Here is a 24,817-nt window from a genome sequence, read left to right as displayed (position 1 = left end):
AATATAAAAAGAAATAAGCAATTCTTAAATGCGTTGCAAACTTTACTCGCTCGCGATAGAATTGAAGGTATTGCAATAATTATTATTAATTAACCCGATCATTGCTTTAAAAACAAATTTTCATATAAGTAAGTGAGGAACGATTATGTCCAAAAATTTTAAAGAGGAAGTTTTATCACGCCGCACTTTTGCGATTATCTCCCACCCGGATGCCGGGAAAACGACGCTTACAGAACAACTGCTTTTATTCGGGGGCGCTATTCGTGACGCAGGTACGGTAAAAGGGAAGAAGACAGGTAAATATGCGACAAGTGACTGGATGGAAATCGAGAAGCAGCGTGGGATTTCCGTTACCTCCAGTGTTATGCAGTTTGAATTTGATGGAGCACGTGTTAATATCCTTGACACACCAGGTCATCAGGATTTCAGTGAAGATACGTATCGTACGCTAACTGCTGTTGACAGTGCAGTCATGATTATTGATTCTGCTAAAGGGATTGAGGAGCAGACTCTGAAACTATTCAAGGTCTGCCGAATGAGAGGAATCCCTATCTTTACTTTTATAAATAAGCTCGACCGCCAAGGGAAGCCACCTTTGGAATTGCTGGCAGAGCTGGAAGAAGTCATGGGGGTTGAATCTTACCCAATGAACTGGCCAATTGGCATGGGTAAAGAATTCCTTGGAATTTATGACCGTTTTAATAACCGAGTTGAACAATTTCGTGTTGAAGAAGATGCCCGTTTTGTTGCTTTAAATGAAGAAGGAGAAATTGAAGGGGACCATTCTTTAAAGGAATCAGGCCTTTATGATCAAACTATAGAAGAAATAATGCTATTAAATGAAGCGGGTAATGAATTTTCCAGAGAGAAGATTGCGAAAGGTGAGTTGACGCCTGTATTTTTCGGAAGCGCCCTGACAAACTTTGGTGTACAGACGTTCCTTGAATCCTATCTTCAATTTGCACCTCCGCCGCAGCCGCGCAGCTCGACAGCTGGTGAAATTGACCCGCTATCAGAAGAATTCTCAGGCTTCATATTTAAGATTCAAGCAAATATGAACCCAGCACATCGCGACAGGATTGCATTCTTGAGAATTTGCTCAGGCCAGTTTGAACGCGGAATGGCAGTCAATATACCGAGAATCGGAAAATCAATTAAGATTGCACAATCCACGCAATTCATGGCGGATGACAGAAGCACCGTTGATACTGCCGTTAGCGGAGATATTATCGGAATATATGATCCGGGAACATACCAAATCGGGGACACTTTAACAGTCGGAAAAAATAATTTTCAATATGAAAGGCTTCCGCAATTTACACCTGAACTTTTTGTTAAAGTTACAGCAAAGAATGTCATGAAACAAAAGCACTTTCATAAAGGCATTCAGCAGCTGGTTCAAGAGGGAGCCATCCAGTTGTTCAAGACAGTAAAAATGGAAGAATACCTTTTGGGAGCAGTAGGTCAGCTGCAATTTGAAGTATTTGAGCACCGGATGAAAAACGAGTACAACACAGAAGTATATATGGAAAGACTCGGTTCAAAAATTGCTCGCTGGGTAGAAGGGGAGGATGTTAACGAAAACCTCTCCAGCGCAAGAAGCCTATTGGTAAAAGACCGCTATGATAAAAATGTTTTCCTTTTTGAAAATGATTTCGCCCTTAGATGGTTTCAGGAGAAAAATCCCGATGTAAAACTTTATAATCCTATGGATTCACAATAAGGGAAAGCGGCCTCGTTTTGGGGCCGTGTTTTTGTTTGGAATGGTGGAGAGGCAACTAGTAAAACACACTATAAGCAAAGAGAGAATCCGCATGCAAAAATGAATAGACCCCATAACGCATCTGAAAATCTCCTATTAATTCCTCTTGACATATATTCAATTTAATAATATATTAGTAGCAGGCACGCTTTAACGCTAAAAAGCGTTTAAGTTTAAAAGTGGAATAAATTTGAATCTCAAATTAACATGTCCGCAGATCAGTAGATTAATTGCCGGCAGCAAGCAGAGACTGGATGGGAGCTGAAAATCCAGGCAGCAATTGGTTGAAGTATACCTGCATTAAAAAGGACATTATTTGTATTAAAGTGGATAGGCCAAATGGCTTATCAATTAGGGTGGTACCGCGGAGCTCTTCGTCCCTAAAAGACGAGAGGGCTCTTTTTGTTTTGCTTAGTTATCAAGCTATTCATTTTAGGAGGAATACAAGATGCATCAGGATCATGCAGCTTTGCGTTTAAAGCCCTTGGAGGCACTAATTGTCACTTTAATTATTTTAGGTGGTATCAGCTATTCAATTATTTTTGCAGGATCAGTTCCGCATATACCGGTTGTATTTGCGATTATGGGTTTATTTGCATACGGCCTAATGAAAAAGGTATCTGTTAAAGAGCTTGAAAATGGGCTGGTTGAAGGAGCAAAATCCGGACTAGGAGCCATTTTTATTTTTTTCTTTATCGGAATGCTGATCAGCAGCTGGATGGCGAGCGGGACCATTCCCACTTTTATATACTTGGCTTTGGAAGCTGTCAATGGAAAGTTTTTTTATGCGATTGTCTTTGTTGTGGCATCGGTAATTGGCATGAGTATCGGAAGCTCGCTGACAACAGCAGCTACTCTGGGAGTTGCGTTTATGGGCGTTAGCTCCGCTTTGGACCTGTCTGAGGCCATTACAGCTGGTGCTGTTATTTCCGGAGCGTTTTTCGGGGATAAAATGTCTCCTTTATCTGATACAACCAATCTTGCATCAGCAACTGTAAAAGTAGATTTATTTGATCATATAAAAAATATGGCCTGGACGACAGTACCTGCATTTGGTATTTCTCTCGTGCTATTTGCTATAGTGTCTCCCGATGAAGCGGCATCGAATTTCACGAAAATTGCCCTGCTGAAAGAAACCTTGCTCATCCAGGGGCTGGTTCACTGGTATTCGCTGATTCCTTTTGCCATCCTTGCTTTATTGGCTATTAAAAAGGTTTCTGCAATCATTACACTTTCTTCAGGTATATTGTCATCATTGCTGATAGCGATTTTTGTTCAAGATAGCTTTGGAGTACAAAAAATGTTGTCATTCCTTTTTTCGGGCTATGTCTCGGAGAGCGGTTTAGAAGAAGTAGACTCATTATTAACTAGGGGTGGGATGGAAAGCATGATGTTTTCCATTTCACTCGTGCTCTTGGCCTTATCTATGGGGGGACTATTTCTTAAGCTTGGTATTCTTCCAGCTTTGCTTGAAGGAATAAAAGGCATACTGGCACGTGTCCCTGCCCTAATTGCTTCTGCAGCTGGTACTGCTATCGGCATTAACTTTTTGGTCGGGGAACAATACCTATCTATCCTTTTGACAGGCAATGCTTTTAGGGAGCCATTTGAAAGAGCAGGGCTGCAATCGAAGAATCTTTCAAGGATTCTTGAGGATGCCGGGACTGTGGTTAATCCTTTGGTTCCATGGAGTGTTTGCGGTGTTTTCCTTACAAGTGTATTAGGAGTGGACACACTTGCTTATCTCCCGTTTGCATTTTTCTGTCTTCTCAGTCCAATCATAACATTAATTTACGGCTTGACGGGTATCAAAATTGCGAAAATCAATGAAAAAGCAGCTGCTTAAAGCTGCTTTTTCACTTTTTAACTGGGACTGCTTTGTCACTTTTTCGACACAGTTCCAGGCACACTCATTGCTTGCATAGTGCTAGTAGCTTTTATATAGTTAAAATGGGTTAATTCGTAAATTTGACTTTCATTATGGATATCGTATTTATACCATTTTAAGAGGGATTTGAAAGGCAGTTAAGACGGAACTGAGTTACTGCCATCGAAAGGAGCAGCATGAGTGCGTATAAGTGACTTTTCAATTAGAAGGCCTATATTTACATTGGTATCGATGTTTTTGGTGCTTGTTTTAGGGGTTGTTTCCCTTTTAAATATTCCATTAAAACTTATACCAGATATCAACCCGCCAGTTGGCGTAGTTGTTACCTCCTATCCTGGGGCAAGCCCAGAAGAAGTAGTTGAGAAAGTAACAAAGCCGCTGGAGGAGAATCTGGCTACACTGCCTGGAATCAAAACGCTAACCTCTACCTCTCAGGAAAGCGCTAATTTTATTTTAATGCAATTTTCTTGGACTACGAATATTGATGACATACAGAGTGAGGTTATACAGAGGCTTGATCAAACTCAGCTGCCGGATGATGCTAATGATCCGCGGTTCATGAAATTTGATCCGTCACAGTTCCCGATCATCCAATTATCTTTGAGTGCGGATGAGGATTCCCAGACCTTAAGAAAGCTCGCTGAGGAACTGAATCTGGAGCTCATGAAGGTTGAAGGAGTAGCCAGCGTCAATATGTCCGGAACGGCTATCAAAGAAGTGCGAGTTGAGCTTGACCAAGAAAAATTGCGGAATTATAAACTAAGCCAGTCTGACGTTGTGGATGTTATTCAGTCAAATAATATCTCCATGCCAGGAGATCCTGTATTAACTGAAGGAAAAGAACTATCAACCAGAATTATCAGCAGTATTGATTCGCTTGAGACATTAAAGGAGCTAACGGTTACCGTAAACCCTGCAACGGGTGAAAAAGTTAGCCTGCAGGATATCTCGGAAGTCCAATTAACAAATCAGGACGATAGAACAATTACTCGGACCAATCAGTCCCCTTCTGTGTTGTTAAGTGTGCTGCAGCAGTCGGATGCTAATACAGCAGAGGTATCGGAAGAATTTATCAATAAACTGGATGAACTGCTTGAGAAAGATCAATATGAAAACATAGAGTCTGAAATTTTATTTGATCAGGGAGATTATATCAAGCTGGCAATAGGAAATATTTCAAACTCGCTGCTTCTTGGCGGAGCTTTTGCGATGATTGTTCTCTTCTTCTTTTTGAAAAATATAAAGAGTCCGCTGATTATTGGTATTTCTATCCCGTATTCAGTCATCTTTACATTTGTTTTGATGTATTTTTCTGATTTCACTTTAAACATTATGACACTAGGCGGTCTTGCGCTTGGAATCGGAATGCTTGTGGATAATGCAATCGTCGTTATCGAAAATATATACCGGCATTTATCGATGGGGAAAGATCCCAAAACCGCTGCAAGTGAAGGTGCAAAAGAAGTTGGTTCAGCCATTACTGCTTCAACGCTAACCACGGTTGCAGTATTCCTTCCGGTTGTATTTATTACAGGGATCATTGGAGAACTGTTTACAGAATTTGCACTAACGATATCATTTAGCCTCTTTGCATCTCTTGTAGTTGCTCTTACGGTTGTTCCTATGCTTGCGAGCCGTTTATTAAAAGCACCTAAAATAAATCTTGAAGCAAAAAGGCAGGAATCCGGGTTAATGAGGATACTCGAAAGAACGATTATGTGGTCACTGCGCAATCGCGCTGCAGTTATTGCGATTACCATGCTGCTTCTTGCAGCAGGAAGCTTTGGATTGACGAGAGTTGGAACACAATTTTTGCCGAATACCGATGAAGGGTTTTTTACGGTTCGTATGGAGCTGGAAAATGGAACTGCGTTATCAGAAACAGAAAAGGTCATTGCTGCAGTTGAAGAAGAACTAAAAGAAGTGGATGAGATTGATGCGTATGTCAGCCTGATTGGAACTACCCAGGAAGGTTCCTTCCGAGGCTCGAAAAATGCTAATATTGCTGAGCTTTATATCAAGATGAAAGAATTGGATCAGCGAGAGCGGTCAACATTTGAATTTGTTGATGATATAAAGAAGGATTTGGAGAAGGCAGCTTCTAAAGTTAATGAAAGTGCGGATCTTTCCTTCAATATGCAATCATCATCAGGCACATCGCCAAATACACTTACTTTCAGTGTCAGAGATACTGATCCAAATCGTTTAAATGAGAATGTCGATAAAATATACAATGCATTAAAAGATTTAGAAGATGTGACAGAATTATCAACGGATCTTATGGATACGGTTGAGGAACTCCAAATTACGGTGGACCGGGAAAGAGCACTTGAGGAAGGGCTGGCACCTGCTCAAATAGCAATGGCCGTAAATGATGTGACAAGGGGCAACCATGCAATACAAATGATTGACAATGAATCAAATATTTATGGCGTTTTTGTTGAGTATGATAAAGATGTGACCCAGGATATTAACAATCTGAAGACCTTGCTTATTAAAAAGCCTGATGGCAATTACGTTGCATTAGATGAAGTAACGAATATTGAGAATGGCGAGGGACCTGTTAATATTCAGCGAATTAACCAGCAGGATGCAGTTCAATTTACACTGAAGTACAAGTCTTCAACAAATATGGGCGCAATCTCGAAGGAGGTTGACGAAGAAATCACCGGCCTCGATTTGCCAGAAGAAACAGAAGTGGTATTTAGCGGCGACAGGGAGCTGCTTGAATCCTCCATTGATGATATGGTACTGGCATTTATTTTGGCAATTGTATTTATATATCTTGTCATGTCGGCACAGTTTGAGTCATTAAAGTATCCGTTTGTTATTATGTTTACTGTCCCTCTGATGATCATTGGTGTGGCAATTGCTTTAACTGCAACCAGTACACCGATTAGTCTTACTGCAATCATTGGGATTATTGTACTCGCTGGGATTGTTGTCAATAATGCGATTGTTATAGTAGACTATATCAATCAAAAGAAAGAAAGTGGACTTAAGACCTATGATGCCATTGTTGTTTCAGTAAAAGACAGGGCAAGGCCAATCCTAATGACTGCATTAACGACTATACTCGGATTGGTGCCCCTTGCTTTAGGAATTGGAGAGGGAGCCGAAATTAATCAGCCCATGGGTATCACGGTCATTGGCGGATTGGTCAGCAGTACGTTTCTTACATTATTTGTCATTCCGGTCGTATATAGTTTCTTTGATAAAGATACAAGACGTTTAAATAAAATGTATGCGACTCCTGAAGGCCATTTAGTGCCGGCATATCTCCTTGAAGAAAGAGTGACAAGGGAAGAAGTACGAAAAGCAGAACAGGAAAGTAATCATCTGCCTGCCGCTGAGTCCAGGTCATATAGCCGGAATGATATGGCTGCTATGCTTGAAGAATTATTAAAAATTGTTAATGAAGAAGAAAGAGAAAAGAAAAAACATAACCAAGATGAAGAATCTTAATCAATTTAAGGCCCCTTTCATTTTAGAGGGGTCTTTAAATTTCCTTTTAAATTAATGCCGAAGCAATTTATAAATCCAGCTGTCCTTATATGAATGAATTAGCTCAGGAATGGCATAATATTTGTCAATGCGTCTTCAGGAAAATAATTGGAAAAAACCTGATAATTGGCTTATGAACAGAGCACAATAATACTATCGACTTGTAGCTGGTGATAAAAGAATGAAAAATCTCAGTAAACTAGAAGCAGTCTTATGGAGCATTGCACTTCCCGGTTTTAGCCAATTATTAATGGGCCAGCTTTGGAAAGGGACCTTATTTGTTGCGCTTGAATTTATCATTAATATATACAGCCATTTCAATTCCGCTATTATGCTTAGCTTTACGGGGGAAATTAACAGTGCCATCAATGTTCTTAACTATCAATGGCTTATGTTCTACCCGTGTCTGTATATGTTTGCAATGTGGGATGCCTACCGAAGCGCAATGCCAAAAGACGAACAATTGTCTTTTCTTCCCTTTGTATTTAGTGCCTACTTTATAACTGTAGGGCTTATGTACTCGACAAAACTAACTTTATTTGGCGTATTAGTAGGGCCGGTCTTTCTTCCTATGATTTTTGTTATTCCAGGTTTAATTACAGGATTTTTTATTAGATGGATACTTTTAAAATGGAGGAGGAATGCTGTACAGAATTGAAGCCAAGCGTCATTTTGTTTTATCCCTAAAAGCTATAAATGTTCTCCTTACTGGGTTATGCAGGTTTACAATGCAAGTCATAATGAAAGCTTTAACACACCAAGATGACCTGGTTCTGTTAAAGCTTTTTTTCTATTTTCAAATAAATTTTTTTTATACCCCCACAAAACCCCTTCCCATTTCCGTAACTTTGTAATGAATCAAGCGGCCGCTTAAAAAAAACATGGGGTGAAAGACTTTGAAATTTTTATCAAGCAAAGAAATGAATAAGATTGCCAAGAGCACACTAGCTATAGTAATTGCAGGAACATTTACATTCTCGACAACAAGTGTTTTTGCAAATGAAAATAATGATTCTGAATATAATACAGTTGACCTCGAAACAGAAATTGCTGGTGATCTAGCTGTTTCAACAGAAAAAGATCTGGATTCTGTTGCAGGTGTAGAAAATGCAAAGGAACACCTTCAAGGAATAGAAGCTGAAAAGCCGTCATTAATGCCTGGGAGCTTCTTCTACTTTGCAAAGCTTGCATTAGAGAAAATAAAGCTTGCTCTTACTTTTGATGAAGAAAAAGAAGCCAAGTTACTAGCTACATATGCTGCAGAGCGCCTTGCAGAAGCAGAAGCCCTTTTTGCTGAAGGAAAAGAGGAGGAAGCATTGACGGCGATTGAAAAAGCACTAGAAAACATAGAAAATGCGGACAGTATTGCAAATGATGACAAAGATGATGACAATGAAGAGCTAAAATCTGACGATGACAACACAAAAGAAAATATAGATGACGAGTTAGCTGAAGAAGAAGCTGCAGGTGAAGAAGACACAGCAAAAGAAGAAACAAATGATGAAGATGCTGCGGTTGAAGATGATGGCTCCTCAGAAGAAGTAGATGAAGTAGATGAAGTAGAAGAAGTACTAGCCCAGAATATTTATTCAATGAAGAAGAATTTGGAGAAATTCAAAGAAAGATTCGGTGAAGACCATCCAGCAATCACTGCACTTGAAAATAATCTTCAAAAATTTACTGAAAGATGGGCTGAAAAACTAGCTAAGCTTGAAGAAGAATATGCTGGAAATGATGAGCCGGAAGAAGCAACAGAAGAAAATCAGGCTGTAGTTGAAGAAGGGATAACCGAAGAAGGTGCAGTTGAGACAAATGCTGTAGCTGAAACGGAAGAGGAAGAGGAAGGTGCTGCAGCTGTTGCTCCAGTAAAAGTTTCAAAAGAAGAAAAATCCGAGGCAAAGGCTGAAAAGAAAGCGGAACATGAAGCTGAAAAAGCTAAAGAAGCTGCGGCGAGAGAAACAGCTAAAAAAGCACGCGAAGAAGCCAGAGAGGCTGAAAAGGCAGCCCGTGAAGAAGCCAAGAAGGCAGAAAGAGAAGCACGTGCAGCAGCTAAACAACAGCAAGCGCAAAAAGTTGAAGCAACACAAGAAGAAGCAAAGAATCATGCAAACAAAGGGAAAGAAAAAGCTCAGGAAGCTAAGGGCAAGGGGAAAGAAAACAAAGGTAAAAACGAATAGTCATGAACAAAGGAAAAGAAAGTGCTTAGCAGCTTTCTTTTCCTCATCCTATAGCCACCCTTAAAAAAACAGTTGGAACATCGTATGATATAATGTGTTTTGAAAAGAGGTGAGGCTAATGCTAAGTTTATTGTTCATGGCTAAAAAGCGGAAAAGATCGCTTGAAGAGAAAGTTGAGCTAATACAGCAAGGAGATATAGCATTACATAATGCATTGATTGATTCGTATAAACCGTTTATTGCTAAAACCGTTTCATCCGTATGCAAAAGATATATTCACGAATCGGATGATGAATTTAGCATTGGCCTCATTGCTTTTAATGAGGCAATTCAGAAATATACTCCAGAAAAAGGAAGTTCACTCATCAGCTTTTCCGAAGTATTGATAAAAAGGCGGGTCATTGATTATATTCGCAAGCAGGCAAAATATCAGAACTTAAGTTTTGATGGGAGTTCTATTTTGGACGAGGATGAATCGCCAGGATCCTCAATAGAAGAAGACTTGTCACTTGAAGACTATCGCAAGAAAACCGATGAAGAACTTAGAAGAGAAGAAATCCTGCAGTTTACACAAATTCTGCAAGCATATGATCTTACTTTCAACGATCTGATTGAGCAGTCTCCAAAACATGCGGATGCCAGAAAAAATGCGATGGAAATTGCCAAGATTCTGGTCGAAAATGATGATCTTAAAACGATCCTTTTTGAAAAGAAAAGGCTTCCAATAAAACAACTAGAAAGCTATGTAACGCTTAGCAGAAAAACAATAGAGAGAAATAGAAAGTACATTATTGCCATCTCATTAATTTTGGCTGGTGATTATGTTTATTTAAAGGATTATATCAAAGGGGTGTTGGAAACGTGAAAACAGGCATTATTTTGGAAATTAACGAACGTTTTTTAACGATGTTAACCCCGGAAGGAGAATTTCTGCGTGCCCGTAAACAAAACCGGGTATACGCAATCGGTCAGGAAATTGATTTCTTCCCAATAGAACAAAAAAGCGAAAATAAATCATCTCCTTTATCACTCATTAATGTATGTAAAGGTAAAGCCGTATTTGCAGCGGCTTTTGCGCTCATGTTAGCAGTTGTTTCCTTTCTGCCGTTCTATCAAAACGATGAAGTGTATGCCTATATGTCGATTGATGTGAATCCGAGTATTGAACTAGGGGTCAATGAAAAATATCAGGTCATCAAGCTTGAGCCTTTTAATGAAGATGGTGAGCGTATTGTCCAAAGTATCCAGGATTGGAAAAAGAAAAGCATTCAGGATGTTACCGACGAGATTTTTCATCAACTAAAAAAGCAAGGGTATTTGGCGGAAAACAAAGAAATTGTTATTGCTACCGTTTTTACAGAAGATAAAATAGAAACTGATAAACAATTGGAAGCAGAATTGGAAGTAATTAAAGAAACAGCCCAGACCGAACAGCTTAAAGTCATGGTGTTTGAAGGAACGGAAGAAGACCGGGAAACTGCAATTGAAAATGGGCAAACCACAGGATTATATAAAGAAAGTAAATTAAATGCAGACAGCAAGAAGCCGTCAAAAAAAGAAAAGCCTGCTTCAACTGATCAGCCAAATATTAAAGTAGAGAACCATAAAAATAACGATAAGCCTTCCGAAATTTCACCAGGCCTATTAAAGAAGCAGGAAAAGCCCGCTGCAACCCAGAAAAAGCCTTTGGAAAAGGAAATGAAGAATATCCCTTCCGGTCAGGCGAAAAAAGCCGGGAAGCAGGAAAGCAGACAAAACCAAAGGAATAATGGAAACCAGCAAGAACAAGGCGAAAAGAATAAAGGCAGCAATAGTAATAATAATAACGAAAAAAAAAATAGTAAGTCTCATGGCCCCAATAACGGAAAACAAGCAAAAGATAAGGGCCATAAAGAAAATAGCGGGAAGAAAAATGGACCTCCACATTCCCAAAAGTACAAAGAAAAAGATAACAATAAACATTAAAAGTCCGGATTGCTCCGGACTTTTTTCCATTTATATTTAATTTTTTATTGGTTGTTTTGGCCGGACATTTGAGCTTGAGCTTGCTGAACAAGTCTTTTGGTAATCTCTCCACCTACAGATCCATTTGCACGCGATACAGTATCAGAGCCTAATTGAACACCAAATTCCTGGGCAATTTCATATTTCACCTGATCCATATATTGTTCAATGCCAGGTACCAATAATTTATTGCTGCTTCTTGCCATCGTATTCAACTCCTTTTATGGTCTTACAGAGTTTCTGTCCCCTGTATTTGTAGTATGAATAATAATGGGAGTTTCATAAGTGGTAATTTTTTCGGCAAGGAATTAGGGGTTTTTTTGCTTCCAAATATCTGCAATAACAAATCTGTTACATGAACTGCATTTATTTTTCCAGACAAGCCTTTACTATATGATGCCCTATTTTTATTTCATTCATTGTTGGAACTTTAGGTAGTTTTCCGGCTGTTTTCTTGTTCCAATATATTAAAATAGGCTGTTTTCATAAAGTATGTTATTTTTCAATAACTTAGTTAAATTTGCTGAGTTGATTGGAGCGGAGGGTATTTAATCCTCGAAGATACATTCGCATGTTCTTCATGCGGTGTTGATTCGAGAAAGATTATTCAATGTGCTGCGGGAGACCACACAGATGCAGAGCGTCGAGGAGGCTTCCGTTCCTTCCCGCGGAAAGCAAGTACCTTGTGCTAAAATCAACGGCTAAATTCAAAAGCAAGAACAATAATCTATGAGAAAAGAACCTAAAATAAAAAACTTCTTGCAAATTACCTAATATCCCTTTTAAAAAAAGGGTATATTCATTATGATAAGGGTTAGGAAAAATTTCGAAAGGGACAGGTGCATTATGTGGAAAGACTTAAGACACTGGCTGGATAAACTATCGCCTGCCCAAGTAATATCAGGATATTATTTATTGGCAGTTTCTGTATCTGTTCTTTTATTAAGAATACCTGCAGTACATAAACCTGGGGTTGAAGTTGCATTTATCGACACGGTTTTTACTGCAGTTAGTGCTGTCAGTGTAACAGGCCTGACAGTACTAAACATTTCAGAAACATACAGCGTTTTTGGCTATTTTGTCATCATGTTTATTTTGCAGTTTGGCGGAATAGGGATTATGGCATTGGGTACCTTCTTTTGGCTATTGCTTGGACGCAAAATCGGACTCCGGGGGCGCCGCCTGATTATGGTGGATCATAATCAGTATGCATTATCAGGACTTGTAAACCTAATAAGGGAAATTATTAAAATTATCCTTGTGATTGAAACATTGGGAGCTCTAATCCTAGGCTTTCATTTTCTAAAATATTATTCCACCTTCGAGCAAGCCTTTCTTCACGCTCTATTCGCCTCTGTAAGCGCAACAACAAACGGAGGGATGGATATTACAGGTGTATCTTTACAGCCTTATGCTGGCGATTATTTTGTCCAAATCATTAATATCATCCTGATTACATTGGGAGCAATAGGCTTCCCTGTCCTTATTGAAACAAAGGCATATTTGTTCAGAAACCAATGGGATAATGAACAGCCATTTCGATTTTCGTTATTTGCAAAGCTGACGACAGTAACGTATGCCGTTCTTCTGGTGTTTGGTACAATCATTTTGATTGTTATGGAATTCGGACATTACTTTAATGATATGAGCTGGCATAAAAGCTTCTTTTATGCATTTTTCCAATCAGCTACAACAAGGAGCGGCGGCTTATCCACTATGGATGTCAGCGAGTTTACAATGCCGTCGCTCCTAGCAATGTGTTTTTTAATGTTCATTGGAGCTTCCCCAAGCTCGGTTGGGGGAGGAATACGGACAACTACTTTTGCCATAAATATTCTTTTCCTTTACCATTTTGCAAAAGGAAACCGGGATATTAAAGTATTTAAGAGGGAAATACATGAGGATGATATTCTTAAGTCGTTTGCAATCACTTTGCTGGCAATGGGGATGTGCTTTCTTTCCATTGTGATCTTAAGTATTACTGAACATGAACTGCATATTATTGAAATCCTCTTTGAAGTTTGTTCTGCTTTTGGAACAACAGGCTTATCAATGGGGATTACTCCTGAGCTATCTAATATAGGAAAATGCATTATTATGGCGTTAATGTTCATTGGACGCATAGGATTAACTTCTTTCTTATTTATCATAGGCGGGAAAGAAAAGCAGCCAAATTTCCATTACCCAAAAGAACGTGTAATTATAGGCTAAAAAAGCGCAGACCGGAAAGTTCGACTGCGCTTTTTGCTTTTCTTTAATCGGTTCCGCGGCTTACATCTTTTGTTGGATGCATAAAAGGGTAGCCTTGCGGCGGTTTCTTGCTTTCAAGCAGTTCTTTGTTTTCTGTTGTATTCCATCCAATATCATTAGTGGGATGGACCCATTGGTCTCCTGCCATTACTGCGGGATCTGTTTCGTCGCTCCAGTTTTCTAAAGGCGAGTTGCCTGAGGAATAATTACTGTCCCCAATTGTTACTCCAAATGAATTTTCAAAAGGGGGCTGAAGCTCCATTCCTGTATCCTTAAAGCTAGGTGCCTCAATCTGGTGCGGGAGAGTTTGATCAATGCCAATGTTCTTTTTGTTTGTGCTGTTCTTGTTAGTCACTGCGCTCATTCCTTTTTTGTTTATTTTTTGCTGAGAACTTGATTTTATGAGTTTTTTAAGCAGTAAAATAAGGAAGTTAGGATCAGGAATTAAATTTATATTTAAACGGAAACTAAAAAAGTAAAATTTTCTTGTCAGGAGGAATTAAAATGGCTAAACGAAAAGCTGAACATAAGGCGGTTGAGAAATACAGTAAAACACCTAAGAAAAATCTTCAGGAATCTGAATTTTCAGCAGAATTCAGCTACGGCGAAAACCCAATGAAACATGCAAACCGCAACTCCAAACATGGGAGTGAGGGAAGAGCATAGTGAATAAAAAGGAACATAAAAAAGCCATTCATAACAAATCTTCTAATGTTGAATTTGGTATGGAGTTTGGCGATATGAATGCGAACAAACTGTATGAACTGCCATTTATGAACAGTGAAAATAGTAAAAAGAAAAGTGAGGATAAATGCTAAAAAACCGGCTCATTAGGCCGGTTTTCTGCTCGTTTCATTGGTTAAGTGATCCGAAGAAGAGACTAACCTTTTCAGTACTTGGATCAAAATGGGCAAGAAGAGTCATTTCTTTCTTTTCAAGTTTTCCATCAATTAAATACGTGCCCAGATCAAAAGATAATCCTTCCAGCAAGGTATGCTTATAGATTTCCTTTTCGTTCAGCTTGAGGCTTGCAAAGCTTTCTCCAAGCTGATTCGGATATTGGAGGAGATTTTGGTAGATCTTTGATCTTTCAGCTCTTTCAAAGCTAGACTGCCACCATGGCTTTCTTGGCTTATATTTTTGACTGGAAATATAGTCATATTTCATTAAGCCCTCAACAACATCAAGATCTTCAATTCTTTTTGATTGCAGGAACTCCATAAGACGCCTGAAAAGATCCTCAAGCTGATGACCAATTCGGGACCATCCTTTTTGTTCCCAATAGCTGCCGAATTCCTGGAAGAAATCAAATGGAGTCGGAAAAACTTTTGTCACTAAATATTCAACAGATGTGTCCATTCTATGATCGTTCCAGTACTTTTCCAATACATCTTCAACCTGTTTAATCCGAATAATATCATCAAAAGACAAAACATTATTTCCCAGTATTTCATAAGGCGAATGGTCCATATAAATGTATTGATGTTCTTCTGCTCTTAGCCTTAGCCCAGTTCCCCGCAGCATTTTTAAAAAACCGAGCTGCAGCTCTTCTGGACGCATGGCAAAAACATCATTAAATGTTTTCTTAAAGGAATGATAATCTTCCTCAGGCAAACCTGCAATCAAATCAAGATGCTGATCAATTTTTCCTCCGTCTTTAACCATTGTTACCGTCCTGCAAAGCTTATCAAAGTTCTGCTTCCTCATGACAAGTTCATTTGTATAGTCATTCGTTGACTGTACTCCAATCTCAAATCTGAACAATCCCGGAGGAGCCTCATTATTTAGAAATTCAATAACTTCAGGCCTCATGATATCTGCAGTGATTTCAAACTGAAATACAGTTCCGGGCAAATGCTCATCAATCAGAAATTGGAACATCTCAAGAGCATAGCTGCGGCTGATATTAAACGTACGGTCAACAAACTTAATGGTTTTTGCGCCATTTTTCATTAAATACCGAATGTCCTCTTTAATTTTTTCTCTGTCAAAATAGCGCACACCCACTTCAATAGAGGAAAGGCAGAACTGGCAGCTAAAAGGACAGCCGCGGCTTGTTTCGATATAAGTAACACGCTTGGATAGATGGGAAATATCTTCTTCAAATCGGAAAGGTGATGGTAGCTCGCGCAAATCCAGCTTGTTCCGCTGGGGGTTAACCTGAACCTCTCCATTTTTCCTGAAAGCAAGACCGTGTACGTGCTCCATATTCATGCCGCCCGCAAGTTCTGTTAATAACTGCTTAAATGTTTCTTCACCTTCTCCGATCACAATAAAATCAAATTCTTTTACTTTCTCCATCCATTCACCGACATCATAAGTTACCTCAGGTCCTCCAATGACGATGTGTATAGAAGGGTCAATTTTTTTAATCATTTTGATGATCTTAATGGTTTCCTCTATATTCCAGATATAACAGCTGAAACCGACAACTGACGGTTTTTTGCGAATAAGATCTGTAACAATATTCATGACTGGATCTTTGATAGTATATTCAGCCAATTCTACATCAAAATCAGGCTCTGCATAGGCTTTTAAGTAGCGTATGGCAATATTGGTATGAATATATTTGGCATTTAATGTACTTGCAATTACTTTCATTTATTATAAACTCCCTTTATTAGCAACTTAAACATCATATAATTGTATCATATTTTGGACGGAAGAAAAGGAAGTAAAACATGTCAGCAGAAGATTGCGGATCTGACTAATCAGGAAATTTGTTAATGATAGAAGGGGAGAAGATGTGAAAAATGGTAGCAGACATTTAGATAATGAACGTCCATAACTTCCATTTTGTTATACTTTGTTTCTTCATCTTATCTTGCACGAATTAAAATTTATCTGGCAAGATTCAAGTTTTATAAGATTCTTTTTATTTTATCTAGCATGTCACGGGACTTATCTAGCAGCAATTCAAATTAATCCAACATTTGACACAATTAAAGGAATTCAAAAATACACTTGGCTCTCCTTCGCCAAGCTCGGATGATAGCTCCATATGCTATCCCCACTATTATCAGCCTAACATTCGAGCTTTATAGAAGTTATAAGAGCTTGTAAAGAAACGTTTAACAAACGTAAAAAAAGCCAACCTTTTTTTTAAGATTGGCGATTTATCAGGACGTCCCAGGCGAGATTCGAACTCACGACCTACAGCTTAGGAGGCGGGCTTTCTTGGAATGATTAGGGAGGAAAAGGGCAGAGAAAACCCTATAGAATTAAGGTTTCCAGACTGTAAATAAGATTAAATTGGTTTAATTCAGGAGGTTTATGATGAGTTTCGACCCCAAACCGAACCCATTTTAAACTTCTATTAATGGTTCGTATTAGCTGCTAAATAGTAATCCTTAACGATGTCTCTTAATTTTTCACTGCAGTTAAATAATAAAATAATCAATAGAATAAAAAACTAGTAATGCAAATGCAAATACTAGTTTTTTATTCTACTAATCTATTTCCTCTTAAAAAGCAGAGCTATAATTAACGAAGTATGCAACAACAATAGTAGAGAAATGGCTAAAATATAAGAATCATCTGACGAAGCATTAAAAGTAATACCCCATATTAATACTACTGAAATAACAAAAACAATAATTGTGTTAACGATAATCTGCTTCATTAAGAGCCTCCTGAGAAAGAAATTAATAGTTTAATGTTACGGCATAAGATCTTGTATCAGTTGTAGTAGTTGGAACTATAGATAAACCAGCTGAAGTTACTGTAACAGATGGCTTTCCGCTGACCCTTTTATGACCATATTCAAACTTTACATTTATGCTACCGCCGGCCCTAGTTGTAGGAAGGTAAACATATTGTGCAACATAACCCTTATTTGTTCCCTCTCCAGCAATTAAATCATAAGCACCAGCTACTCCAGCGTTTGCATTCCAATCTGCTGGTGTATATTTAATAGAATAATCTGTATAGTAGCCATCTTTGTTTGAATCCCACGAATAACGGTGCTGATGTCGGATATTGTCCGGGCTACTGCCGATTTATTTACCTTGTCTGAAATTGGCACTTATCAGGTCTTGTTTCAGGTGAGTGTGGACGAACCGGGCCAACTGATTTTAACTCTCAATGGCGATGACCTAGCCTATACGGTGGTGGGGCGAGCAACCGGTACTTCTCAGATAGTAGGAATGGCTCTTGTGCAAACATCAGTCATCAATTCAATTCTCACTGTACGAAATCCTGCTGGAAATTCCACGGCACTAACCATTACTCCTCTCGCTGGAGGAACAAGCCTGTTTCAGCACACCTTGTTATCACGCGACTCCAATAGACAGCAAAATAAAACCAAGCTGTAGGCTGTAGGTTAGATAGCTCGAAATCTTCCTAACAACTACAGCCTACAGCTTGTATTTGGACATACTGCACCCAAAAGGCGGTCAATAGTACAAATTTGATAATCGTCCAATCTCTCTCAAAATCACTTAGTAACAGTTAATCCTCATTTAGTTAAAAGAAATAAAGAAAACCACGACAATTCCAAATCAAGTCAGAGTTTTATTTATAAAACAATTAGATTGATTAATAGTTATTTCTTCAAATAACGGATGATGGTTTTGTTGAAGAAGAAATTAAAATGAGCACAAGTAATAGATGTTGACGAATTGTTGACGGACACGGTCAACAAAGGTCTTTTTTAAAACTAAAAGAACAAACTTCATTCCTTCTGGAGCCTTGATATGTAAGAGATTTTCCATGATAACTTTATTGCTTCCGTGACTGTTTGCCACTTTGACAGGGTAGACTTCACTGGTTCGAACCCAGTTGGAAATAGAGGTCAACATTTATTATTATTGACCAGAACAAGTCCGAACAGCGGTATGAAATTACTAATAATAATCGTTCCGACCCCAAACTGACCCCAAATTTGGAATTCTATGGTTTAGGAATAAACAAATTGAATGAATTAAAAAGCGCGAAACCCTTGATATACATGGGTTTCGCGCTTTTCTTTATTGACGTCCCAGGCGAGATTCGAACTCACGACCTACAGCTTAGGAGGCTGTTGCTCTATCCAGCTGAGCTACTGGGACAAGGTGGTAAGAAAAACTTATCCAACACAATTATTAATTATAATGGCTTTATCAAATTTGGTCAATGGAAAAGCAAAAAAGAAGAAAAAACCAGCCACAATGTGTGGCCGGCAGCTATCTAGCTTGTAAGCTTTTTCCGATAAAACCTGGCATATGCCCTTGTTCGATCTTTTAATTTCTTCAGTTGTGATGTTCTCAGTTCAATAATAGGCTGTGCAAGCGATGTAATTAGTTTGCTTGATAGGAGCAGCGTCAGCAGCAGTGAAATCCCTGCAAGAAGAAGGAAATTTTCCGGCTTGTTGAAGTAATTTTGCACATCGCTTTCTCTGAATACGCGGACAAAGAAACCGTGCAGCAGGTAAACGTAAAGCGTATTTTTCCCCAAATTGGTAAAGAAATATTGTTTGCAGGGAACTAAAGCAAAGAAGCTAAATATCATAATCAAGCTAAGGATGTAGAATCCAAGTCTTGTTAATACTGCCCCTATTGCAGCTGCGCCCATTTCTGTATAAGGCTTGGAGCCTAGAAGCCATTTATAATCGATATCCGGGTAAAGATAAAAGCCGAAAAAGACCACTGCAAATACGATCGCAGCACTGATTCTATACTTTGGTCTAAATAGGGCGTATAAATGCTCTTTCTTTATATAATACCCAAGTAAAAACAAAGGAAAGAATACGAATGTCCTAGATAAGCTTAGATAGTTTGAGATCCAATCGGCATACCCAACAGCCAGCCCGATCAGCAAGGCAGCTGCTAAGGAAAAAACAGCTTTATGCTTTGCGAAATAAAGGAGCATGATGTTCCAGCAGAACATGCTGATCAGGAACCATAAAGACCAATGCGGGTTGAATGGGTCCATTTCAAATGTGCCTTTATTATATAAGAAGTAATAGAAAACAGAATAAATAATCTGAAATATGATATACGGCAGTATTAGTTTTTTTGCTATTTTCTTTATATAGCCTTTATTATAAAAGCCTTTTGCAAAAAATCCCGATACCAAAATAAACGCCGGCATATGAAAGGTATAAATAACCTTGTATAAGGTGTAAATTGTTTCATTATCTTCAATAAAAGAGCGGAGCAAATGTCCGAAAACGACAAAGAAGATTAAGATAAACTTAGCATTGTCGAAATAGTAGTCACGCTGTTTCATAAATCCTCCTCTATTAAAGACCCCCAAAAACTCTCTCTTTATTTACCCACTTTAACATGAAGCAAACACCTTTTCTCGTGTAAATAGAAGGTTGGATTTACAGAAAAAGTAAGTTGTTAATTTGCTGTTGAAAACTGTTATAATAAATTATTTGTTCTGTTGTATAATTCTATAAGCGGAATTATTATTTTTATATTCATGATTTATTTAAATTTATAAAATCTGTTTCAAAGTTTTTAATCAGAAAATAATATATGTAACAGATAAATGGAAATAGTTCTTTTGGAATTGTTATTGGGAATACTTTTTCGGAGTATTTTGACGTAAACCATTTGAGGGAGGGAGAACATGACAGTTTTCTCTAAAAACAACAATATATGCTGAAAGAGTCTTTAACTTATGTAACAAAGTACCCGTGTACTTTGCCTTTTTAATCCCTAAAGATTCATAATTGGAAAAATAATCTTCAAATGTATTTTTTATTCTTTTATAATGAATTAATAGAATAGTAAAAAAGATATACAAATAGAGGTTTGGCAGTTCAATTGTTTTACATCCGGTCTAATTGAAAAGGGGGGTATAAGGTGAAAGGGGTAAGAAAATTAAAACGAAACAAAAAAGAAATTAAAATAAATTCACAAGATAGGACGAAGGACTCGTTTTTACTGGAAAGATTGACAAGCAGAACGTGGTGGAAAAATCTTAAGCTTGGCCAAAAATATGGCGTTGCACTGTTTGTGACAATCGGGCTTTTCACAGCTTCAACAGTCCTTACTTTTTTCTTATTGACAATTGCTAATTCAAAAATGGATACAGTTAATGATTCTGGCGAGAAAGCGCTCATGATAACTGAATCAGCAGTCATCTTCCATCATAAGGGAAGTACCATCGGAAACTTCATTATCGATTCTAATCCAAAACATCTAGAAACTTTTGACGGGCTGACAGAAGACTTTAATAATTTAAAAAAGGAAATCAATCCAGTATTGACTTCAGCAGAAGCTAAAGAGCTGTTTAAGGAAATTGATGAGAACGATCAAAAAATTACTGCTCTGTTCCAAGATGTGATTGAGCCTAAAGTAAAGCTCCAGCATGTTAGGGAATACAGGCTTGGAAAGCTGCAGGCAGACAACATGATTACTGAGACAGTGGAAAAATTAACTTCATTAAACAGCATGATGAAGGAGGAACAGCAAAAAGTTGTTTCTTCAGCAAAATCAGGGTTGGTTCTTACTTTGATTGTCCTTGGTATCTCTATTATTATTTCTGCCATTCTTGGCATTGCCAGTATTCTATTTATTGGGCGTATTATTTCCAGAAAACTCAATCAGATTGTCCAGGTGTCCAATGAAATTGCAGCAGGAAATCTGAATGTCAGTTCAGTAGAATATGATGGCAAAGATGAAATAGCTGAGCTAAGCCGTGCCATTAATTCCATGAAAGAGAAGCTGCAAACAATGATTCAGGAAATAAATTTCGTGTCGGGTTATGTTACTGAAAGAAGCGGAGAGCTGAATATTGCAGCAAATGAAGTAAAAGCGTCCAGTCAGCAAGTTGCTTCAACGATGCAGGAGCTTTCCGGGGGAGCGGAGGAGCAGGCGAGCTCTGCTTCGCGATTATCGGCAGTGATGGATGAATATATGAACAAAGTGCAAGAAGCTGCCAAAAGCGGGCTTGAAATCAAGAATGCGTCCAGCGAGGTGCTGTCTCTCACTGATAATGGAGATAGACTCATGAAAGAGTCCCAGCAGCAAATGACCTTAATTAATAAGATTATGAAAACATCTGTAGAGAAGGTTAATGGTCTTGATGAACAGACGAAACATATTTCAAGGCTTGTTAAGGTCATTCAGGAAATTGCAGGTCAAACAAATCTTCTTGCTCTAAATGCAGCTATTGAAGCAGCGAGGGCTGGGGAACATGGCAGAGGTTTTGCAGTAGTTGCTGATGAAGTCAGAAAACTTGCAGAACAGGTTTCATTCTCAGTTTCAGATATTACAAAAATTGTGGAAGGCATTCAAATTGAATCCAATGGTGTAGCGGAGTCCCTTCAATCTGGATATACTCAGGTGGAGAAGGGAACGGAGCAAATCCAATTAACGGGAGAGACTTTCCAAAAGATATTTGAAGCGGTTAATTTAATGTCTAAGAATGTCAATGACATTTCCAGCAGCCTTGAACAGGTTTCTGTGAGCTCTTCTCAGATGAATCAATCAATTGGAAGCATTGCTGCAGTTTCAGAGGAATCAGCTGCAGGCATTGAGCAAACAAGCGCATCCATTGCCCAGACCAATCATTCGATGGAGGAAATATCCGATAATGCCCAATCTTTATCCAAATTGGCAGAACAACTAAACGGCATGATTGCTAAATTTAAGCTATAATATTTGGGGCATGCCTAACAAAGGTGTGCCTCGTTTTATTTATTCTGGAAAATAGCCCCTATAGTTCAACTGTTTCATTCGTCATTGACATTCAGTTTTCTATACTATTTAAAGGGATTTCGTCGGAATCTGTAGAAATATTTATTTAACGCAAGGAAATGGGCATTAATACCCGGAAGCCTACTAGGAGGGAATAGAGTGGTCACAATGAATCAGGAAATCAAGCAGCTCTATGCCAGGATTGAATTATTGGAAAAAGAAAATAAAGCATCGGCTGAAATAATTAGGGATCTGTCTCCAAGTCAGTGTATGTTTACACAATCTAAGGATGGAATCCTTATTTTTGACCATAATGATAAGATTGTTGATGCAAACCCGGCATTTTGTGAAAGCATTAAAATGGATAAATCCGCAATGATCGGCCAGTATCTGTCGAATATTGTGCCGATAAATAAACATTTCAAGCCGGGCAAGCAGAGGGAGATTTTAAAGCACAAGGATAATGTTAGAGGAATCCTCTCAATCCATATTGGCAAGAAGACGAAGGATTTTCATTTTACTACCAGTATACTGGATAAAAGCGGGCTCTATATGTGTACATTAAGGGATATAACGAGTAAGCGGCTCCTGGAAAAGAAAGTGAAAAAGAATGAAGAGCTATATACAGATCTCTTTATTGAAGCTTTGGATGGAATAATCTTTTGGCGAGGCAGCGGAGAAATCCTTAATGCAAATGAGGCAGCCTGTCGAATTTTTGAGTGTACGCATGATGAGCTTCTCCATAAACGACTAGATGACTTCGTCTACGAAAAAAATGAAAGATACCATCGTATATTGAAAGAGCTTTTTGCCAAGGGCGGCATACGGGATGAGCTTGTTTTTCTTATGCCAAATGGCCAAATAAAGTCACTGGAATTCACGGTTAAATTAAACTCCGTTGAAGGCTATCATATGACGATTTTCAGAAATGTTAGTGAGCGCCATCGCATGGAAAAGGAATTGAGGGAAAGTGAACTAAAATTCCGGCGCATTTTTGAGGGTGCTTTGGAAGGTATTTTTCTCTGGAATGATCATTATCAAATTGTCGATATTAATCAATCTGGCCAGAAAATGCTCCAGATGTCTAAAGATGAATTGATTGGCGTTTCATTACATAGTATCCTGAATGACTGCAACATAACCGATGATGAACTAAAACAGCAGATTAATAGTATACAAAATGATGGGCATTCGGGCGGCAGCCTTTCGATTACACTGAAGACAGGAAGAAAAAAACACTTTGAGTTTTCGAATAAGCTTAATGTTTTTTCTAACTTAAGCATGACGACATTTAAGGATATAACGGAAAAGCTAGAAATGGAAGAACAGCTTAGAAAATCAGATACATTAAATGTAATTGGTGAGCTTGCCGCAGGGATTGCCCACGAAATCAGAAATCCTATGACTGCTCTGAAAGGCTTTATACAGCTTTTAGAAGACAGCATTGAGGAAGACCATACCATGTATTTTAATGTGATTACCACAGAGTTGAGCAGAATTGATTCCATCATAACCGAGTTCCTTATACTTGCAAAACCTCAGGCAGTAAAATTTCTTGAAAAAGATTTAGCCCAAATCATGAAAGAAACGGTTGACCTTTTAAGTGCCCAGGCAGTACTTCACAATGTTCAATTCAGGACTTATTATGAAAAGAACTTGCCTCTTGTTTTCTGCGAGTCGAACCAAATGAAAAAGGTTTTTATCAATATCATAAAAAATGCGATTGAAGTCATGCCAAAAGGCGGGTATATAACGATTTCGCTTCAAAACACCCGCGATAATAAATTACATATTTCCATCAGGGATGAGGGTTCCGGAATACCAGGCCATAAAATTAAAAAGCTTGGTGAGCCGTTTTATACGACCAAAGAAAGAGGTACTGGATTGGGATTGATGGTTACATATAAAATTATAGAGGAGCATAATGGCACAATTGAAGTGGAAAGCAAACTGGGAGCCGGTACGGTTTTTCACATTTATTTGCCCTATATTAAAAAGGCGGGAAAACAATGAAAACCAGAATTTATACCAATAAAGCAACACCTATAGGAGATGTTTACATTGTTGTTGAAGACGAGAAACTTACAGCCATATACATGGGGGAAGAGGATTTTCTTGAAGGAGAAATAAAATCTGCGCTGCAGTACGATCCTGCTGATCCTTTAATAAAGGAATGCCTCCTTCAGCTTGCCCAATACTTTAATGGGGAAAGACAGGAATTTAATCTCCCAATAGAGCCCCAGGGGACAGTATTTCAGAAAGCCGTGTGGAAGGAGCTCTCTTTCATTCCATTTGGTGAAACGAGAAGCTATCAGGATATTGCTGTGAAAATTGGAAACGAAAAAGCAGTCCGGGCTATCGGACAGGCCAACAAGGCAAACCACTTGCCGATTATTATTCCATGCCATCGGGTCATCGGCAAAAATAAATCTCTAACGGGGTATGCAGGCACTCGCACGGAAATCAAAGAGCAGCTGCTTACTCTTGAAGGTGCTGGGTATAAAAAATGACAATGTCTTTTCATATCACCCTTGGGTGATTTTTTTCTGGGTAAATCTGCTTGTCTTTAGTTGACGAGTCTTCGATAATTTGATATATATCT

19 protein-coding genes and 1 tRNA gene are annotated in these 24,817 nt (G+C 38.5%); 14 read left to right on the top strand and 6 right to left on the bottom strand.

Annotated features, from left to right (window positions below; translation table 11 throughout):
* Positions 1-145: 145 nt before the first annotated feature.
* The 7 genes from NCCP133_RS13180 (at position 146) to NCCP133_RS13150 (ending at position 11,296) form a co-directional block, all read left to right on the top strand.
* Positions 146-1,723, top strand: a complete 1,578-nt coding sequence (locus NCCP133_RS13180; RefSeq protein ID WP_264805476.1) for a peptide chain release factor 3 — start codon at positions 146-148, stop codon at positions 1,721-1,723.
* A gap of 487 nt (positions 1,724-2,210) precedes the next feature.
* The gene (gene nhaC / locus NCCP133_RS13175) at positions 2,211-3,608 is read left to right on the top strand and encodes a Na+/H+ antiporter NhaC (RefSeq protein ID WP_264805475.1); all 1,398 of its coding nucleotides are present in this window, start codon (positions 2,211-2,213) and stop codon (positions 3,606-3,608) included.
* A 222-nt stretch (positions 3,609-3,830) separates the two neighbouring features.
* Positions 3,831-7,115, top strand: a complete 3,285-nt coding sequence (locus tag NCCP133_RS13170) for an efflux RND transporter permease subunit (RefSeq protein ID WP_264805474.1) — start codon at positions 3,831-3,833, stop codon at positions 7,113-7,115.
* A 220-nt stretch (positions 7,116-7,335) separates the two neighbouring features.
* Complete coding sequence (locus tag NCCP133_RS13165) at positions 7,336-7,812, top strand: hypothetical protein (RefSeq protein ID WP_264805473.1); 477 nt, start codon at positions 7,336-7,338, stop codon at positions 7,810-7,812.
* 238 nt (positions 7,813-8,050) lie between these two features.
* Entirely contained in the window at positions 8,051-9,331 is a 1,281-nt protein-coding gene (locus tag NCCP133_RS13160) for a DUF5667 domain-containing protein (protein ID WP_264805472.1), read from the top strand.
* 118 nt (positions 9,332-9,449) lie between these two features.
* Positions 9,450-10,196, top strand: a complete 747-nt coding sequence (gene sigI, locus NCCP133_RS13155) for an RNA polymerase sigma factor SigI (RefSeq protein WP_264805471.1) — start codon at positions 9,450-9,452, stop codon at positions 10,194-10,196.
* Positions 10,193-11,296, top strand: coding sequence for an anti-sigma factor domain-containing protein (locus NCCP133_RS13150; protein ID WP_264805470.1), 1,104 nt, complete (start codon positions 10,193-10,195; stop codon positions 11,294-11,296). Before sigI ends, NCCP133_RS13150 begins: the two co-directional genes overlap by 4 nt.
* Positions 11,297-11,340: 44 nt before the next feature.
* Here NCCP133_RS13150 and NCCP133_RS13145 read toward each other — a convergent pair whose 3' ends face one another.
* Positions 11,341-11,541, bottom strand: a complete 201-nt coding sequence (locus tag NCCP133_RS13145; RefSeq protein WP_009331086.1) for an alpha/beta-type small acid-soluble spore protein — start codon at positions 11,539-11,541, stop codon at positions 11,341-11,343.
* 640 nt (positions 11,542-12,181) lie between these two features.
* Between NCCP133_RS13145 and NCCP133_RS13140 the strand changes: the two genes are divergently transcribed.
* On the top strand, positions 12,182-13,546 hold the full coding sequence (locus NCCP133_RS13140) for a TrkH family potassium uptake protein (RefSeq protein WP_264805468.1): 1,365 nt from the start codon (positions 12,182-12,184) through the stop codon (positions 13,544-13,546).
* Between the two features lie 43 nt (positions 13,547-13,589).
* Here the strand turns inward: NCCP133_RS13140 and NCCP133_RS13135 are convergent, their stop codons facing one another.
* Positions 13,590-13,949, bottom strand: coding sequence for a DUF3905 domain-containing protein (locus NCCP133_RS13135; RefSeq protein WP_264805467.1), 360 nt, complete (start codon positions 13,947-13,949; stop codon positions 13,590-13,592).
* 140 nt (positions 13,950-14,089) lie between these two features.
* Between NCCP133_RS13135 and NCCP133_RS13130 the strand changes: the two genes are divergently transcribed.
* Together NCCP133_RS13130 and NCCP133_RS13125 are read left to right on the top strand one after the other, a co-directional pair.
* On the top strand, positions 14,090-14,251 hold the full coding sequence (locus NCCP133_RS13130) for a hypothetical protein (protein WP_264805466.1): 162 nt from the start codon (positions 14,090-14,092) through the stop codon (positions 14,249-14,251).
* Positions 14,251-14,403, top strand: coding sequence for a hypothetical protein (locus NCCP133_RS13125; RefSeq protein WP_264805465.1), 153 nt, complete (start codon positions 14,251-14,253; stop codon positions 14,401-14,403). Before NCCP133_RS13130 ends, NCCP133_RS13125 begins: the two co-directional genes overlap by 1 nt.
* A gap of 34 nt (positions 14,404-14,437) precedes the next feature.
* On the opposite strand, the gene NCCP133_RS13120 is transcribed toward NCCP133_RS13125, so the two are convergent.
* Positions 14,438-16,186, bottom strand: coding sequence for a B12-binding domain-containing radical SAM protein (locus NCCP133_RS13120; protein WP_264805464.1), 1,749 nt, complete (start codon positions 16,184-16,186; stop codon positions 14,438-14,440).
* A gap of 853 nt (positions 16,187-17,039) precedes the next feature.
* Positions 17,040-17,207 (bottom strand): hypothetical protein, encoded by a 168-nt coding sequence (locus tag NCCP133_RS13115; RefSeq protein ID WP_264805463.1) that lies wholly within the window; start codon positions 17,205-17,207, stop codon positions 17,040-17,042.
* Positions 17,208-17,553: 346 nt separating this feature from the next.
* Between NCCP133_RS13115 and NCCP133_RS13110 the strand changes: the two genes are divergently transcribed.
* A complete protein-coding gene (locus NCCP133_RS13110; RefSeq protein ID WP_264805461.1) occupies positions 17,554-17,898 on the top strand; it encodes a hypothetical protein in 345 nt (114 codons plus the stop codon).
* Between the two features lie 661 nt (positions 17,899-18,559).
* Here NCCP133_RS13110 and NCCP133_RS13105 read toward each other — a convergent pair.
* Positions 18,560-18,633: transfer RNA gene (locus NCCP133_RS13105), tRNA-Arg, on the bottom strand.
* 118 nt (positions 18,634-18,751) lie between these two features.
* Positions 18,752-19,792, bottom strand: a complete 1,041-nt coding sequence (locus NCCP133_RS13100; protein ID WP_264805459.1) for an acyltransferase family protein — start codon at positions 19,790-19,792, stop codon at positions 18,752-18,754.
* A gap of 629 nt (positions 19,793-20,421) precedes the next feature.
* Here NCCP133_RS13100 and NCCP133_RS13095 point away from each other — a divergent pair.
* From NCCP133_RS13095 to NCCP133_RS13085, 3 genes are all read left to right on the top strand, one after another.
* Positions 20,422-22,176 carry a methyl-accepting chemotaxis protein gene (locus NCCP133_RS13095; RefSeq protein ID WP_442874264.1) on the top strand — a complete coding sequence of 585 codons (1,755 nt, stop codon included), beginning with the start codon at positions 20,422-20,424 and terminating at the stop codon, positions 22,174-22,176.
* A 207-nt stretch (positions 22,177-22,383) separates the two neighbouring features.
* Complete coding sequence (locus NCCP133_RS13090) at positions 22,384-24,228, top strand: PAS domain-containing sensor histidine kinase (RefSeq protein ID WP_264805510.1); 1,845 nt, start codon at positions 22,384-22,386, stop codon at positions 24,226-24,228.
* The gene (locus NCCP133_RS13085; RefSeq protein WP_264805456.1) at positions 24,225-24,725 is read left to right on the top strand and encodes a methylated-DNA--[protein]-cysteine S-methyltransferase; all 501 of its coding nucleotides are present in this window, start codon (positions 24,225-24,227) and stop codon (positions 24,723-24,725) included. Before NCCP133_RS13090 ends, NCCP133_RS13085 begins: the two co-directional genes overlap by 4 nt.
* Positions 24,726-24,817 lie beyond the last annotated feature (92 nt).

This window comes from Cytobacillus sp. NCCP-133 (genome assembly GCF_026011715.1).
In the GTDB taxonomy this organism is placed as follows: domain Bacteria; phylum Bacillota; class Bacilli; order Bacillales; family Cytobacillaceae; genus Cytobacillus.
This window is presented reverse-complemented; position numbering and strand designations above follow the sequence as displayed.

What these genes read in the sequence shown, in the direction of transcription:
- NCCP133_RS13180 (WP_264805476.1), top strand. Translation starts at nt 146, where the DNA reads ATGTCCAAAAATTTTAAAGAGGAAGTTTTATCACGCCGCACTTTTGCG.
- nhaC (WP_264805475.1), top strand. Translation starts at nt 2,211, where the DNA reads ATGCATCAGGATCATGCAGCTTTGCGTTTAAAGCCCTTGGAGGCACTA.
- NCCP133_RS13165 (WP_264805473.1), top strand. Translation starts at nt 7,336, where the DNA reads ATGAAAAATCTCAGTAAACTAGAAGCAGTCTTATGGAGCATTGCACTT.
- sigI (WP_264805471.1), top strand. Translation starts at nt 9,450, where the DNA reads ATGCTAAGTTTATTGTTCATGGCTAAAAAGCGGAAAAGATCGCTTGAA.
- NCCP133_RS13145 (WP_009331086.1), bottom strand. Translation starts at nt 11,541, where the DNA reads ATGGCAAGAAGCAGCAATAAATTATTGGTACCTGGCATTGAACAATAT.
- NCCP133_RS13140 (WP_264805468.1), top strand. Translation starts at nt 12,182, where the DNA reads ATGTGGAAAGACTTAAGACACTGGCTGGATAAACTATCGCCTGCCCAA.
- NCCP133_RS13135 (WP_264805467.1), bottom strand. Translation starts at nt 13,949, where the DNA reads ATGAGCGCAGTGACTAACAAGAACAGCACAAACAAAAAGAACATTGGC.
- NCCP133_RS13130 (WP_264805466.1), top strand. Translation starts at nt 14,090, where the DNA reads ATGGCTAAACGAAAAGCTGAACATAAGGCGGTTGAGAAATACAGTAAA.
- NCCP133_RS13120 (WP_264805464.1), bottom strand. Translation starts at nt 16,186, where the DNA reads ATGAAAGTAATTGCAAGTACATTAAATGCCAAATATATTCATACCAAT.
- NCCP133_RS13115 (WP_264805463.1), bottom strand. Translation starts at nt 17,207, where the DNA reads ATGAAGCAGATTATCGTTAACACAATTATTGTTTTTGTTATTTCAGTA.
- NCCP133_RS13110 (WP_264805461.1), top strand. Translation starts at nt 17,554, where the DNA reads ATGTCGGATATTGTCCGGGCTACTGCCGATTTATTTACCTTGTCTGAA.
- NCCP133_RS13100 (WP_264805459.1), bottom strand. Translation starts at nt 19,792, where the DNA reads ATGAAACAGCGTGACTACTATTTCGACAATGCTAAGTTTATCTTAATC.
- NCCP133_RS13090 (WP_264805510.1), top strand. Translation starts at nt 22,384, where the DNA reads ATGAATCAGGAAATCAAGCAGCTCTATGCCAGGATTGAATTATTGGAA.
- NCCP133_RS13085 (WP_264805456.1), top strand. Translation starts at nt 24,225, where the DNA reads ATGAAAACCAGAATTTATACCAATAAAGCAACACCTATAGGAGATGTT.